General features: G+C 26.9%; 14 protein-coding genes. 11 read left to right on the top strand and 3 right to left on the bottom strand.

Annotated elements, in window-relative coordinates:
• The first annotated feature begins 60 nt into the window (after positions 1–60).
• From KGF41_RS12415 to KGF41_RS12400, 4 genes are read left to right on the top strand one after another with little or no spacing between them, the layout of a single operon-like run.
• Positions 61–1,137: an HpcH/HpaI aldolase/citrate lyase family protein gene (locus KGF41_RS12415; protein WP_227829729.1), complete on the top strand. Its 1,077-nt coding sequence runs from the start codon at positions 61–63 to the stop codon at positions 1,135–1,137.
• Positions 1,115–2,353, top strand: a complete 1,239-nt coding sequence (locus KGF41_RS12410; RefSeq protein WP_227829728.1) for a phosphoribosyltransferase family protein — start codon at positions 1,115–1,117, stop codon at positions 2,351–2,353. Before KGF41_RS12415 ends, KGF41_RS12410 begins: the two co-directional genes overlap by 23 nt.
• 53 nt (positions 2,354–2,406) lie before the next feature.
• A complete protein-coding gene (locus KGF41_RS12405) occupies positions 2,407–3,495 on the top strand; it encodes a cysteine protease StiP family protein (protein ID WP_227829727.1) in 1,089 nt (362 codons plus the stop codon).
• A gap of 27 nt (positions 3,496–3,522) precedes the next feature.
• Entirely contained in the window at positions 3,523–4,314 is a 792-nt protein-coding gene (locus KGF41_RS12400) for an HAD hydrolase family protein (protein ID WP_227829726.1), read from the top strand.
• A gap of 100 nt (positions 4,315–4,414) precedes the next feature.
• Here KGF41_RS12400 and KGF41_RS12395 read toward each other — a convergent pair whose 3' ends face one another.
• A complete protein-coding gene (locus KGF41_RS12395; protein WP_227829725.1) occupies positions 4,415–4,969 on the bottom strand; it encodes a cupin domain-containing protein in 555 nt (184 codons plus the stop codon).
• Positions 4,970–5,165: 196 nt separating this feature from the next.
• Between KGF41_RS12395 and KGF41_RS12390 the strand changes: the two genes are divergently transcribed.
• The 7 genes from KGF41_RS12390 to KGF41_RS12360 all read left to right on the top strand — a co-directional run bounded on the left by KGF41_RS12390 (position 5,166) and on the right by KGF41_RS12360 (position 14,626).
• On the top strand, positions 5,166–6,368 hold the full coding sequence (locus KGF41_RS12390; RefSeq protein ID WP_227829724.1) for a DUF819 domain-containing protein: 1,203 nt from the start codon (positions 5,166–5,168) through the stop codon (positions 6,366–6,368).
• A 59-nt stretch (positions 6,369–6,427) separates the two neighbouring features.
• Positions 6,428–7,411, top strand: coding sequence for a dipeptidase (locus tag KGF41_RS12385; protein WP_227854698.1), 984 nt, complete (start codon positions 6,428–6,430; stop codon positions 7,409–7,411).
• A 239-nt stretch (positions 7,412–7,650) separates the two neighbouring features.
• The gene (locus KGF41_RS12380) at positions 7,651–8,604 is read left to right on the top strand and encodes an ABC transporter permease (protein WP_227829722.1); all 954 of its coding nucleotides are present in this window, start codon (positions 7,651–7,653) and stop codon (positions 8,602–8,604) included.
• On the top strand, positions 8,594–9,550 hold the full coding sequence (locus KGF41_RS12375) for an iron chelate uptake ABC transporter family permease subunit (RefSeq protein WP_227829721.1): 957 nt from the start codon (positions 8,594–8,596) through the stop codon (positions 9,548–9,550). The genes KGF41_RS12380 and KGF41_RS12375 overlap by 11 nt, the downstream gene beginning before the upstream one ends.
• Positions 9,547–10,302 (top strand): ABC transporter ATP-binding protein, encoded by a 756-nt coding sequence (locus tag KGF41_RS12370; RefSeq protein WP_227829720.1) that lies wholly within the window; start codon positions 9,547–9,549, stop codon positions 10,300–10,302. Before KGF41_RS12375 ends, KGF41_RS12370 begins: the two co-directional genes overlap by 4 nt.
• Positions 10,303–10,386: 84 nt before the next feature.
• The gene (locus tag KGF41_RS12365; protein ID WP_227856701.1) at positions 10,387–11,355 is read left to right on the top strand and encodes a siderophore ABC transporter substrate-binding protein; all 969 of its coding nucleotides are present in this window, start codon (positions 10,387–10,389) and stop codon (positions 11,353–11,355) included.
• A gap of 1,411 nt (positions 11,356–12,766) precedes the next feature.
• Entirely contained in the window at positions 12,767–14,626 is a 1,860-nt protein-coding gene (locus tag KGF41_RS12360; protein WP_227838845.1) for a putative bifunctional diguanylate cyclase/phosphodiesterase, read from the top strand.
• Between the two features lie 243 nt (positions 14,627–14,869).
• On the opposite strand, the gene KGF41_RS12355 is transcribed toward KGF41_RS12360, so the two are convergent.
• Positions 14,870–15,469: a TerD family protein gene (locus KGF41_RS12355; RefSeq protein ID WP_227829717.1), complete on the bottom strand. Its 600-nt coding sequence runs from the start codon at positions 15,467–15,469 to the stop codon at positions 14,870–14,872.
• Positions 15,470–15,571: 102 nt separating this feature from the next.
• Positions 15,572–16,369, bottom strand: a complete 798-nt coding sequence (locus tag KGF41_RS12350; RefSeq protein WP_227841860.1) for a MetQ/NlpA family ABC transporter substrate-binding protein — start codon at positions 16,367–16,369, stop codon at positions 15,572–15,574.
• Positions 16,370–16,448: the final 79 nt, after the last annotated feature.

The following is a 16,448-nucleotide window of genomic DNA, read 5'->3' as shown; positions in this document are numbered from 1 at the left end:
TATATTAGGGGCTAATTTGGATAAAGTTGGCCCTTTCTATGTATATGAGGAGGCCACACATTGAAATATTTCGATTATATCTGCAAAGAGGATTTAGAGAAAATTTTTTTGAAAGTGCCAGAAGACTTTAATGCCAATACTGAAAAAGATGTACTGAAATATGCACTGGGTGCTTTTTTATACGTTCCAGCTACTCAATATAATATGATTTATAAGAGTATTATAGGTGATGTTAAGGGAGTTAGACCACTAGCTATTTGTTTAGAAGATGCTGTTGGGGCAAATGGAGAATCTGAGGCTATAGAAAATCTTAAATTGATTTTGAAAAATATTAGCAATGAAAATATAACTAATAAAGATGGAATACCATTAATTTTTGTGAGAATAAAAGATGTAGAGCAATTGCTAAGAATTAAAGAGATTATAATTAAAAACAATAATACTATAACAGGAATATTGATTCCTAAAGCAAATTCGAAGTTAATTGAAAACTGTATAGAAGTTTTGAATTCTATAGGTCTTCAAAATATGTATGTTATTCCAATAATAGAAACAAGAGAATTCATATATAAAGAAAATAAAGAATTAAGCTTCAGTAATTTATATAATACTATTTTAAGATATAAATCAAGAATACTTAGTATTAGAATAGGTCTAACTGATATATTAGGTATGTATGGTATAAGAAGAGATAAAAATTTTTCTATATATAATAATTTGATTTGTTCTTCGTTTATATTAGATGTAATTACATATCTTCAAAGACCAGAGATAGATATACCAATAAGTGGAGGTGTATCGGAATTTTTTGATATGACAAATGAAGAGATAAGAAAGAAGTATATAGAAGAAATACTATTGGATAAATTTCATGGATTAGTTGGAAAGACAGTAATTCATCCAATGCAAATTCAAATTGTACAAGCTTTATCTGCAGTATCATATGAAGATTTTACTGATGCTTTGGAGATACTTGATAGTGCAAATAGTAAATATGGTGTGAGTAAAGGCATATTAGGTGAGAGAATGAATGAAACTAATCCTCATTTTTTATGGGCTAAAAAAACATTGATTTTATCTAAAATATATGGTGTATTAAATAAAGGAGTAGACTATGAAGAATTGCTTAAATTTTAATTGTGAGATTGACATTGTTGATAATCCATTAAACTTAGATTTAAATGATTTTTTAGATATAGGAATAAGAAATAACAGAAAGAGACGTTTTTTATTTATATCAAAAAAACTTGGAAAACATTTAGCTTGTAAACCAAGTGAAATGGATAATTTAGGAAAGCTAATGGCCACGATTTATAATAAAAAAAATAAGGTAGCATCAAATGGGACTGTAATAGCTTTTGCCGAAACTGGTACAGCTGTTGGACATAGCTTTTTTGATTACTTATCTGGAGATTATGAATTTATTCATACCACTAGGGAGCAATTTGATGAGCTAGAAAATTTAGACTTTTTAGAAGAACACTCTCATGCAACAGACCAAAATTTATATTTTGAAATGCTAGATAACTTTAAATTTGGCGATGAAGTAATTTTGGTAGATGATGAAATTACTACAGCTAATACGTGTATGAATATAATTAGAAAGATTCAAAGTATTTATCCTAAAAAGAAATATACTATATGTTCTATACTTAATTGGGTAAGTGATGAAAATTTAAAAAAAATTAGTAGTCTGGAAAAAGAACTTGGATGTAAAATAGAATTTGTGTATTTATTTAAAGGAGACTTTAATTTTGATATAAATGAAGATATTGTTGCAAATTACAATGATAATTGTACTATTAGTCAATCAAGTATTATGAAGGATGACAAAATAAATTTAATAGTAAATCATGTCAATGTTGATTTAGAAGATTATATTGGAAATAAAAAATATATAAGATATACAGGTAGATTTGGAATTAACAAAAGAGAACAAATTAAATTAAAAGAAATTGTAAAAAGAGAAAGTAAAAAAATAGTTATAGAAAGTAAAGAATCTTTAAAAAAGAAAGCAGAAAAGGTTCTATTTTTAGGTACTGAAGAATTCATGTATATACCAATGTTATTTGCAAAAGAAAAAGAAAATCAATGTGATATATACTATCATTCAACAACTAGAAGTCCAATAATTAATATTGATAAAAACAATTATCCTATTAGAAGTAAGTTTAAATTAAAGAGTTTTTATAATTCTGACGTTCAAAATTATATTTACAACATAGATAGACATGATTTTTCTGAGTGTTATTTATTTGTTGAGTTAGATAAAAGTGAGAATTCTTATCTGGAATTTATTGATATAATTAAAAAAACAAGTATAAAAAAATTGACTATAGTATGTTGTAGCTAAAATGTTTTATCAAGATAAAATATATCACAGTTTTAAGGTAGGAGTTGAGTCATATGGGAGAATTTAGCACATATTCTAAAGATGATGTTGTCTTTTTATTAAAAGATATATCAAATTTAATTGAAGAAGAAGGAAACAAAGAGAGAGAGTTAAAAATACAAAGTGGCAGACATTATTCAGAAATGATACCAGTAGAGTATGAGGTTAGCGAAGATTATCTGAAATTATATCATGATAAACTAGAACAAAACAAGAATAAACTGGCATTTTCTATAGGTGTTATGTGTGAAAAGATAATTAAAAAAAATGGAAATGATGTTGTACTAGTTTCACTTGCTAGAGCTGGAACACCAATTGGTATTTTGGCAAAGAGATACCTAAGAAATAAGTATAATTTAAATTTACCTCACTATACAATATCTATAATAAGAGATAAAGGAATAGATATGAATGCAGTTGAATATATAATAAATAGTCATCCAAATTCAAACATACAATTTTTAGATGGATGGACTGGTAAGGGAACAATATCAAGAGAGCTAGAAAAAGCATGTGATGAGCTTAAATTTAAATTTAAAAAGAATTTTGATTCAACTCTTGCTGTATTAGCTGACCCTGCTGGATATTCTGGACTTTATGGAATTAGAGAAGACTTTTTAATACCAAGTGCATGTTTAAACTCAACTGTTTCTGGGCTAGTGAGTAGAACTGTGCTAAGAGACGATTTGATTGGTAAGGATGATTTTCATGGTGCTAAGTTTTATAACCACTTAAAGGATAAAGATGAGTCTATAAATTATATAGAAACTATAGAGGCATGTTTCAAAAACCAATTTGAAAATATATCTGATGAAGTTGAAAAATGGAAAAGTGATATTATAACTAAAGATGGTTATTTTGATGTTTTAAATATAAAGGAAAAGTACGATATAAAAGATATCAACTTTATCAAGCCAGGTGTAGGAGAAACAACAAGAGTTTTACTTAGGAGAGTTCCATATAAGATACTTGTTAAAGACTTAAATGATAAATCTTTAGAGCATATATTTATTTTGGCAAAAGAGAAAAATGTTGAAGTTGAAGAAATGAATTTAAAAGCTTACAAGTGTTGTGGCATAATAAAAAATATGAAAGATATTTAGAAAATATATTTGACAGGAGAATACTGAATGATTGTTTTTTCAGACTTAGACAGGAGTATTATTTACTCTGATAAATTTTTAAATACTGATAAGAGATATACAAATATAGAAATCTATAAAAAGAAAGAAATCTCTTATATATCTTTAAATACCATAAATTTAATAAAACAAATACAATATTATGGTATGTTTATACCAACTACCACTAGAACAATAGAACAGTTTAAGCGTATAGAATTTAATAAATATGGCATTTATTTTCCATGGAGTATAACTTCAAATGGAGGAGTTATACTTAAAGATAATGAAATATTGAAATCATGGAGTGAAAAGATAGACAAATTAAAATCTAACTATGAGCCTATTGAAAGCATGGTAGATAAATTTAAAACGTATTTGAATGTAGAAGGAATAACTAATTTTAAAGTTGCAGAGGATACATTTTTTTATATAGTTGTAGATTTTAAAAAATTTAATTTAGATTCAATTAGAGAGTATATAAATATATTGGAATCAAAAAATTGGAGATTGTATGTAAGTGGTAGAAAAATTTATTTTATACCAAAAGAAATCTCAAAAGAAAATGCTATCGAATACCTAACCAAAGAATTAGGAATAGAAAATTTTTATGCAATTGGGGATTCTATTATGGATTATGGAATGCTAGATATTTCAAATAAAGCTTATGTATTGAAGCATGGTGATATAAATAAAAATGAAAGAAAAAACACATTTATATCAAGTAAATTTGATGGAATGAGTGGAACTGAAGAAATACTATCTAAAATTTTAGATGAAAGTTGTCTACTTAATATATAACCAATAAACTAGAAAAGTCTGAAATAAATTAGGATAAAATTTATCATACTAATTTATTTCAGATTTTTATTAATTTATACTTAAACAAGAGTCTAATATATTAAAATGAAGGTGGAGTCATTGCCCAAACTGAAATACATTCATCATTATCACAGTTTTCATATATATGAGGTATAGTGCTGTTAAAATAAAAACTGTCCCCTTCCTCTAATATATACTCTTTATTACCAAGTGTTATTTTCATTTTTCCTTTTATTATGTACCCACATTCTTCTCCTTCATGTGTTACGAATTCGCTACTTTTTTTTGTATGTCCATTTAATGTAACAAGTATGAATTCTATTTTTTTTCCAATTAGATTAGGAACAAGAAGCTCATAAAATTTTGTAGAATCGTTAGTTACTATTTTCTTTCGATTGTTTTTCTTTACTACTATATTAGAATCATCCTTCCCAATATCATCAAAAAAATAGCCTATGTTTACATCAAGAGATTTTGCTATTTTCCACATTGCTATAATTGATGGAACAACCATATTACGTTCAATTTGACTTATTAAACCTGTACTTAAACCTGACTCTTTGGCTAAAGTAGCTATACTTATATTTTTAGATTTTCTAAGAGCTCTAATTTTGCTTCCAACATCTATGTCCATTAGATAAAAACCCCCTCAAACATGATTATAACATATATAGTTTCCAAAATTAATAAAATAAAATAAAAGTTATGTAATGCATGTATTTACATCGTTATATTGAATTTTCTGAAAAGATGAATTATAATAGTATTAATATTCAATATATTGAATATTAATATTGATATTTTAATTTAATGAAATGGAGGCGGTTGAGATGAGGAGTTTTGTAAGTCCTGATAATATTTGGGTATTATGGGCAATTGTAACTGGATGGGCAGCATTTAGTATTTATTTAGAGCAAAAGTATAGTTGGGCATCAAAAATATCAGGAGCAATAATAGCCCTTGTAGGGGCAATGTTATTATCAAATCTAAATATTATACCAGTAGAGTCTGTTGTATATGACCAAGTCTGGGGTTATGTTGTACCTTTAGCTATAGCTTTGTTGTTATATCAATGTAATATCAAAAAGATATGGAAAGAGAGTGGAAGATTACTTGTAATATTTCTTGTAGGTTCGATAGGAACTGTACTTGGAGCTATGATTGGATTCTTGGCATTAAAAAATGCAGTACCAGATTTAAATATTGTTGCAGCTATGATGACAGGTTCTTATATAGGTGGAAATGTAAACTTTGCAGCTATGTCAGGAGCATTTGATGCACCTGGGGAATTGGTATCAGCAACTGTTGTAGCAGATAATCTTTTGATGGCATTATATTTCTTTGTTTTAATAGCTATCCCATCTATTGGATTTTTTAGAAAACATTTTAAACATCCACATGTAGATGAGATGGAAAGCATAGGTGTAAATGAAGGCGAAACAATAGCAGCAAATTATTGGGGAAGAAAAGAAATATCTTTAAAAGATATAGCAATAGCCATTGGTAGTGCTTTTATAATAGTTGCAGTATCAGTAGAATTGTCAGGTTGGTTTAAATCTATAATACCAACGTCAAGTCCATTTTTAGCAATGTTAAATACTTTATTTGGCAATCAATATCTAATAATAACTACTTTAACTATGATATTTGCTACCTTTATGCCTAATTTCTTTAGTGATATAAAAGGAGCTCAAGAGCTGGGCACATTTTTAATCTACATTTTCTTTGTTGTAGTAGGTGTTCCTGCTTCAATCACATTAATAATTCAAAAATCTCCATTATTACTTTTATATTGTGGAATAATGGTACTTATAAACATGTTAGTTACATTTATAGTTGCCAAAATATTTAAGTTTACCTTGGAAGAAGCTATTCTTGCATCTAATGCAAATATTGGTGGACCTACAACAGCAGCAGCTATGGCAATATCAAAAGGGTGGTCTAAGTTAGTAGGGCCAATACTTATAGTTGGGACATTTGGATATATAGTTGGTAATTATTTTGGTCTTTTGGTAGGAAATATTTTAATATAAGTTTTATAAAAAGTGAAAAACAAACGTTTGAAAAAAACTTTATTTAATTGGAGGTTGTCATGATTTTTGATGGACATTCAGATACTTGGTCAGATGTAACGATAAGAAGGCTTAATGGAGAGAAAGATGTATTTAGAAGAATCCATCTTGAAAATTTTAAAAAAGCAAATATTGAAGGGGCTATTTTTGTAATATGGATAGACCCGCCATATGATAAAAAGCCGGAAAAGAGAGTTAAGCAGATAATAGAATGTGTAAAAGAAGAAATTGAAGATATGAAGGATATTGTAAATATAGTAAAAAAATATTCTGATATAAATAAAGGTCTAAATGAGAATAAAATAAATATTTTAATAGGTCTTGAAGGTTTAAGCCATGTTGGAAAAAATTTAGACTTAATCGAATATTATTATAAAGAAGTTGGAGCTAGACATGCATCATTAACTTGGAATGAACAGAATGAACTTGCTACAGGGTGTTTAGGAGATGAAAACAGAGGATTAACTGAAATAGGAAAAAAAGCAGTAGAGAAGTTAGAACAATTAGGTATGCTAATAGATGTATCACATCTAAATGAAAAATCATTTTGGGATTTGATGTCTGTTGTAAGTAAACCAGTTATAGCATCTCATTCTAATGTTAAAAATCTATGTGATGCAAAAAGAAATCTCACAGATAATCAATTAAAAGAAATTTCAAAAACAGGTGGATTAGTGGGAATAAATAGCTTTAGAGGATTTACCAATATTAATCCGAAAAAGCAAGATTTAATACACTTAGTTGACCATATAGATTATATGGTGAATCTTATAGGTATAGAGCATGTATCTTTTGGTTTTGATTTTAGTGATTATCTAGGAGAAGAGACTATAGGTTCTTTTACTGAAGAAAATTCCAAAAATCCAAGTGTAGATGGGCTTAAAAGTACATATGAAGCTAAGAATATAATAGTAGAGCTTGAAAAAAGAGGATATAAAAAGAGTGATATAAACTTAATATCTAGTGGAAACTTTTATAGAGTATTTAAAGAGATACTAAAGTAAGATATTAACTAAATTAGGTGTAGAAAATGCTATACTTAATAATAAGCATTCATATATATAGGTTTATATATGGTATATAGATTAGATTAAATTTAAATGTTACTAGAATTAAAAATTCTAGTAACATTTTTTATATAAAAAAACAAATATCTATATATATTGACAATGATAATTATTATTGATAAACTATAAAAGAAATGATAATTATTATCATTTTTAGTAAAAACTAAGGAGGGAGAATGAAAAAGAGATATTTAATTATAGGAATAATAATTTTATCTTATTTTTCCTTATTTATAGGAGCAGAAGATATAAACATAATGCATATATTTGCAAAAAATCAGCATAAACTTATGATATTTGTCATGAGTAGAATACCAAGATTAATAAGTATATTGATTGCAGGTATAGGAATGAGTATAGCAGGCCTTATAATGCAACAGATAAGTAAAAATAAATTTGTATCGCCTACTACAGGAGCAACAATAGATGCGGCTCAATTTGGTATAGTAATTTGTATGCTTTTAATACCAAGTGCATCGATTTTCATGAAGACTATAATAGCATTTATATTTTCTCTTATAGGAACATTTATGTTTATGAAAATAATAAGGAAGTTACAGTTTAAAAGTATAATATTCGTACCATTAGTAGGTATAATGTTTGGAAATATAATAGGTTCTATGACTGATTTTATTGCATATAAATATGATTTGAGTCAAAATGTAAGTTCTTGGATGCAGGGTGATTTTTCTATGATACTTAAAGGAAATTATGAAATATTATACATAACAATACCTCTCATAATAGTAGCATATATTTATGCAAATAGATTTACTGTTGTTGGAATGGGGATGGATTTTGCAACTAACTTAGGGCTAAGTTATAAAAAAGTCGTCAATTTAGGTTTAATAATAGTAGCTCTTGTCACAGTATGTGTAGTTGTTACTGCTGGTAATATACCTTTTATAGGTCTAATAGTTCCAAATATTGTATCTCTGTATATGGGTGATAATATAAGAGATAGTATATGGCATACGGGATTATTTGGGGCAATATTTGTACTTATATGTGATATTTTTGGAAGGATTATCATTTATCCATATGAAATATCTATAGGGCTTACAGTTGGCGTTATAGGAAGTATACTATTCCTTTACTTAATACTAAGGAGGAATATAAATGAAGCTTAGTCTTAATAAAAAAATTTATTTGATGACTGCATTACTCTTGATATCAATGGTGCTTTTTTTAACCTATGGAATAGACATGAATAATCTAGATTATGCATTATCACAAAGAATACCAAAAGTACTTGCGATGATACTTGGAGGAGGATGTATAGCATTTACTACTGTAGTATTTCAAACAATTACTAACAATCAGATATTAACACCAAGTGTACTAGGGTTAGATTCCTTATATGTAATGATTCAAACTATAATAGTATTTATATTTGGAGCAACCAGTATTCTTATCATAAATGAAAATTATAATTTTATCATTAATGTTACTATAATGATTGTAGCTTCAATGCTATTGTATAGAGCATTGTTTGAAAGAAAAGAAAATAATATTTTCTTTTTAATCCTAGTAGGAATGGTATTTGGAACTTTATTTAAAAGTGCAACAACATTTATTCAAGTAATGATAGACCCTAATGAATTTCTAGCACTACAAACTAGCATAATGGCTAGTCTAAATAATATAAATACAAATGTATTATTAATTGCATTTATAATAGTTATTGCAACAATACCTTTTATATATGATGATATAAAATATTTAGATGTACTGTCATTAGGTAGAGAGCAAGCGATTAATTTAGGTGTAGATTTTGATAAAGTAGTAAAAAAAATGATAATCCTAATAGCAATTTTAGTTTCAGTATCAACAGCACTTATTGGACCTATGACATTTTTAGGTCTTTTACTAGCCAACATAGCTAGAGAAGTTTTTAAAACATATAAACATACGTATTTAATTTTAGGTTCTATATTGCTAGGAATAATTACATTAATAATAGGTCAATTTTTTATACAACATATATTCAAATTTGATACAACATTAAGCGTAGTAATAAATTTTATAGGAGGAATTTACTTTATCCAATTATTATTAAAGGGGGCAAATAGATGATAGAAATAAAAAACATATTTAAAAAATATAAAAATAAAAATGTTGTAGATAATGTTTCTTTTAATATAGAAAAAGGGAAAATAACATCTTTTATAGGTCCAAATGGGGCTGGTAAAAGTACTGTATTATCAATAGTAACAAGACTTATAGGAGGTGATAGTGGAGAAGTATTGATAGAAGGAAAAAACTTAAACTCTTACAATAATAAAGAACTAGCTAAAAAAATAGCTATACTTAAACAATCTAATAATATAACTTTAAAACTCACAATAAGAGAATTAGTTGGATTTGGAAGATTTCCATACAGTGAAGGAAATTTAACTCAAGATGATGAAAAATACATTAATGAAGCTATAGAGTATATGAAACTAACTGATATACAAGACAAATATTTGGATGAATTAAGTGGAGGTCAAAGACAAAGAGCTTATATAGCAATGGTAATAGCCCAAAATACAGAGTACATATTACTTGATGAACCACTTAACAATTTGGATATGAATCATTCAGTACAAATGATGAAGGTACTTAGAAGTCTTTGTGATGAATTAGGTAAGACTATAGTGTTGGTCATGCATGATATAAATTTTGCTTCATGCTATTCAGATAATATAGTTGCACTTAAAAATGGAAAAATTGAAAAGGTAGGTCGTACAGATGAAATAGTCAATGAAAAAGTTTTAGGAGATATTTACGAAATGAACTTTGACATTAAGCATATAAATGGAAATAGAATATGTGTTTATTTTTAAGACACTATAGATAGGAATCTATGAATTTTCTAATCAAAATTTAAACTAAGACGAATATTAATAAAAAATGAGGGAGACATTAAGATGAATAAAAAAGCAGCAATAATAGCAACAGTGGCTATAGTAGGATTAGTAGCAGTATTTGCATTAGGTGGGAGTAAAAAAGGTGAGAAGAAAACAGCAGATGCTTCAGATGCTACTATAAAAATAACTCATAGCTTAGGAGAAATAGATGTAAAGTTAAAGCCTAAAAAAGTAGTAGTATTTGATTATTCAGCACTAGATACAATGGATGCACTAGGTGTCAGTGAGAGTTTAGTAGGACTTCCAAAATCAAGTTTGCCAGCATCTTTAGAAAAGTATAAAGATGAAAAATATGCAGACTTAGGTGGATTAAAAGAACCAGATTTAGAAGGTATAAAATCAACAAATCCAGATTTAATTATAATAAATGGAAGACAAGAAGATTTTTATGAGCAATTATCTAAGATAGCACCAACAATAAGTACAAGTAAAGATGATAAGAAGTATTTAGAATCTGTCAAAAGTAATATAAATAAAATAGCTAAAATATTTGGAGTAGAAGAGAAAGCTAATCAAGAATTTGCTAAAATTGAAAAGAAAATAGAAGTTTTAAATAAAAAAGTAACAGAGAAAGACTTAAATGCTTTAACTCTTATGGTAAATGAGGGGAATTTAAGTGTATTTGGTGAAGAGTCTAGATTTAGCATATTATACAATAGTTTTGGATTTAAGAATAAGGATAAAGATATAAAGGAATCAAGTCATGGTCAAAATATTACTTTTGAATATGTAGCTAAACAAAATCCAGATATTATGTTTGTTATAGATAGAGGTATAGCTACTGGTAGTGATGTGAAAGCTGGTTTAACAGCTAAATCTGTTTTAAACAATGACGTAATAAAATCTATGGATGCTTATAAAAATGATAATATAATATACTTAGATGCACCAATATGGTATGTAAATGATGGTGGTCTTACATCTTTAAATAAAATGATAGATGATGCTTCAAAAGCAGTTAATAAGTAAGCATATTGTTTATAGCAAATGTGCTTTATATAATGATTATATTAATCAGCCACTTTAAAGTGGCTGATTTTTTATGATTTAAATATTTCTGTGGTTAATAACATTATAAGCTTTGCTTTATATAGTTTATTTAATTGAAAGATATAGCTCATTATGTACAATACTATTTAACATAAATATAATGTTGTGAAAAAATTTCTTTGATTATAAGGATTTTATCATTCTATGTTTAAAAAACTAGCTAGAACTTGTGGTTTATTAGTTATTTTGATACAATTAATCCAATATATACATGAACAAGGTTATGTTATTATATTAATAATTCAATGGATATATATTTATTTATTATATAATTTCCCAGAAGGGGGGTTAAATATAAGAAGAAAATCTCTAAAAAAACGTTTTTTTATTTTTAGTACTAATTATTGCTTTTATCCATATAACACCTACAGCATATGCACTAAAGAAAGAAGGTAGAATTGGGCTAAATTGATTTAATGGGAGCTATAATTTAAATGATGACTTTGGAAAAATATATAACTATTCAAGTCATAGTTATGTAGTATCTGACACTGTTTTACAAGTATTGTATGATGATACAAAAGACATTATTATTGACGCTCAAGCTACACAGACATTGAGGGTTGTAGTAATTAGAAATAACAATAAAATGATAAAAGATTTAGAAGCATATTGTAAAAGAAGTCTTTATACCACAATATGTATATTGTGATAGTGAAAAAGAACAGATACAGGCTATGCAAGATGGTTCTCAGAAGACATGCTTAACTATAATACGAATTATATTGAAAATGTAAAAACAATTGCCAAATTTTCTCTAAAACCCTTCTATTTCATGACTGGCCGAGGCGATAATAATGGTTTGATTAAAGAACTAGATTAAGCTATTTCTAATATTTATCAAATAGACCCTTATTTCTCAACTAGTTTACATGAAAAATACTTTGTACAACAGAACTTGAAAAACATTTACGTGTGTATGAACTTATGGATGATTATTTTATTGAGTATGATTATAAAAAAACACATTGATGTTTTCAATACCACCTACAAACGAGAATGAACAACCTAGATTAATTACATATGATTATTAAAAATTTAATAAAGCTGAAAGTTCTACTAAACAAAGAGCAGAATTTTTAAATGTAATTAAGTCACAAGAAGATGGAATTAAGGAAGCTTATTTATATTTTAAGTGATAAGAGAATTTTATTAAAGTTTAATACACGTTATTTGAGAAAAATGATTATACAATATTTTTACTAAGTTGGTTATTAAAAATGTTTAGAAAATTGAAATCATACTAATTATTTATAACATATAAAAAACCTAGTTAGCATAATTGTAGAATATCTGATAAACGTGAAAATATAGGGGATAGAGGTATTTTATGAAGAGATTTTTAAAGATGACTATCTTAGTTTTATTTGTTTTATTAATTTCTATAAGTTACATTTCTGTTCAATTAATTCACAACATTGGAGATTATGGAAAGTTGATTAATTATGTTGGTATTGTTCGTGGAGCTAGTCAACGTCTAACTAAATTAGAAATGAATCTTCAACCAAATGATGAACTAGTAGAATATATCGATGAAATTTTACATGAATTAAATACAGGACATGGAAAATATGGTCTAGTAGTCACTGACTGTAAAAAATATAATGAGTATTTATCTTTACTAGAAAGAAAATGGGAAGATTTAAATATTGAAATTAAAAAAGTAAGGATGGAAGAAGATAGTAGTCAGTTATTACAAACAAGTGAAGAATTTTTTAAGATTGCAAATGACACAGTATTCGAAATAGAACATTATTCTAAAGAAAAAAGCAATTACTTAATGACTTTAATAATTATAATATCGATTGTAGGCATAGTAGCATGGATTATATTGATTATACAGTACAATAGAAGATTAATTAAACTTGAAAAACTAAACGTAGATTTAAAAAATATTGCATATAAAGATGAACTTACAGGAGCAAATACTATAGAAAAGTTTAAGTTGGATGCAGAGCAGTATATTTATAAGTATAAAGATAAGAAATTTGCTATATTTTATATCGATTTTGAAAATTTTAAGTATATCAATGATATATTTGGATACGATTATGGTGACATGATATTAAAACGCTATTCTAATATCATGATGGATGATATTGGAAAATACGAAGTATTTGCAAGAGAGATTGCAGATAGATTTGTTGCATTAAGATGTTATGTAGATAAGGAGACTTTGCTAAGAAGACAACAAGTTGTAGATGATAAGTTGATTAACATTACAGATGAAATTAAAAATAAATATAGTATTACTATTGTTAGTGGAATTTGTTGTATTGAAGATGTGAATGAGAAATTAAATATAGATGATTTGATAAATCGTGCAAACTTTGCACAAAAGACTGTCAAAAATAAACCAGGTACTAAGTATGCTTTTTATAATGAAAATATTCGTAAAAAAATGATTGAAGAAAATACAATTAAGAGTAGAATACATGAAGCACTCAATAGAAGAGAATTTGTTGTTTATTTTCAACCTAAAGTTAACTTACATAATCAAAAAATAGATTGTGCAGAAGCCTTAGTACGTTGGATGACACCAGACAAATGTGTGATATCTCCAGCGATATTTATTCCAATACTGGAAAAGGAGTTTTTTATTAGTTTGGTAGACCAATATGTGTTTGAAGAGGTATGTAGATGGATTAGAAAGAGATTAGATGAAAATAAAACAATTGTTCCTATCTCAGTTAATGTTTCTAAGATTCAATTTTATAATGCTAAGTTTGTAGAAACTTATTCGCACATACAAAATAAATATAATATACCTAAAAATACTATAGAAATTGAATTTACAGAAAGTGTTGCTTTTGAAAATCAAGAGCATCTTTTAGAAATTGTACATGACCTACATGAAAGTGGATTTACTTGTTCTTTGGATGATTTTGGAAAGGGATACTCGTCTCTAAGTGTTTTGAAGGATTTACCATTTGATGTTTTAAAGCTTGACTCGATGTTTTTTAAAGAGAGTTTAAACAAAGAAAAAGAGAAGATAGTAATAAAAAATATTATACAGATGATAAAAGAGTTAAATATTATAACTGTTGCTGAAGGTATTGAATATAAAGAACAGGTTGAGTTTCTTAAAGAGATTGGGTGTGATTTGGTTCAAGGGTTTGTCTTTTATAAACCAATGCCAATGTTAGAGTTTGAAAAAATATTAGATAAAGAAATTGTTTATAGTTTATAATAGTTAAAGTATATTTTAATATATAATAATCTAATAAAGTACTTATATTATAAGTACTTTATTAGATTTTGTTAACTATTTAAAAACGTATAGTGGTATAAGTACTGAGAATAACATCAATATATATGATATACGATTTTAAATAAATAATTATATGAAAACTATAAATTCTTATAAAGTTTTATGTGAGGTGTAAATAATATGAAGTTATGTTTTGGATAAGATGAACCTTCTTAAACATTATTATTTTTTTCCTGCAACCCATTTTAAGCCCCAGTTAAACTCATTATCCATTTCTCTATGTCCTTTAAAGTATTTAACTACTTTTTCAACGCTAAATGTTTCATCATTTACATTTTCTATTAATGCTATTGAACACATATTATAGCCATTTTTATGCTCATCAAGCTTAACCACTAAATCAGAATCTTGTTTTTGTTTAATAGTTACAATTCCATCAGCTTCTGACCAATTAGCCACACCTTCATAAATAAAAGCATAAATCAATATTCTTTTTATTTCTTTTATCTTGTTACCGTTGATTCTTATATTTTCGCCTTGTGTATTGCTTCCTGTTCGGTCATCTCCATCTAGTTGAGCAAAAGGAGGATGTTCTAAATTACCAAAGGAATTGCCCAATGCTTGAACAGCACCTTTTGCACCATTTTTCATTTCAAACAAGCAGCCTAAATCTAAATCTATATTACTACTTCTTAGAGCTCCAAAAAAGCCCTTTTTTTGTACTTTTTGATTCCAATTTAAATTAACTAAAATCTCACCTAAATCGGTATTTTCTTTTTTTGTAAGATTTATTTTTTGTCCTTTTTTCAATTCTATAGCCATAGTAATCTTCCTCCACAAACATAGATTTATTTAAATGGTAGCACTTAATAAGTCAATATTCAACAAGATTACAATAATAATGTTCAAATTATACTAATTCTACTAAAAAACAGGAATTACAATTCCTTTATATTTTTCTTCAATTAAGTTTCTTGCTTTATCTGATGTAAGAACTTCTTGTAGAACTTTAATTTTTTCACTATCTTTATCTTCAGTTCTAAATGCTAAAAGATTAGCATACTCATCATTCACTGGTGCTGTGTAGATTCCATTTTTCTTAGCATTAAGACCAGCAGGTACTGCGTAAGTAGTGTCTATAAATGCAGCAGTTACATCTGGAAGAGAAGATGGTATTTGAGCAATATCTAATTCTTTGAATTGTATGCCCTTTGGATTTTCAATTATATCTTTAGGACTAACTAAATTATTTTCTTTAGGTAAAGTTAAAAGTCCCATACTTTCAAGATATCTAAGGTCTTTAGAACAAGAAGATGGATTGTTGCTTATTGCAATTGTATCTCCCTTTTTAAATTCATCAACAGATTTTATTTTGTAAGAGTAAAGTATGGCTGGGCATACATATAGTTTAGTTCCTGCCATTATTTTATAGCCTTTAGCTTTAACAGCTTCTTTTAGATAAGGTTCATGTTGAAATAGATTTGCATCAATTTCGCCATTATTTAAAGCTTCATTTGGAAGTATGTAATCGTCAAAGTTTTTAACTTCTAAAGTATAACCTTTTTCTTCAATAAGTGGTTTTAGTTCTTCTAACAACTCTCCACCTGGAACTAAAGTAGCACCAACAACAATTTTTTTATCGTCTTTAGATTTTGAACATCCAACTACAGATAAAGTAAATACTAGACATAATAACAAACTTAATAATTTTTTGAATTTCATAAAAATTCCCTCCTGAATATAATTGATTAGTTAAAAATAAAATACCCTCTTTTTATCACATTGTGAAAATAAAATAAGC

Source organism: Clostridioides sp. ZZV14-6150 (genome assembly GCF_020657875.1).
Classification (GTDB): Bacteria; Bacillota; Clostridia; order Peptostreptococcales; family Peptostreptococcaceae; genus Clostridioides.
Note: the sequence above shows the minus strand (reverse complement) of the source record. Positions and strands in the feature narration are given on the sequence as shown.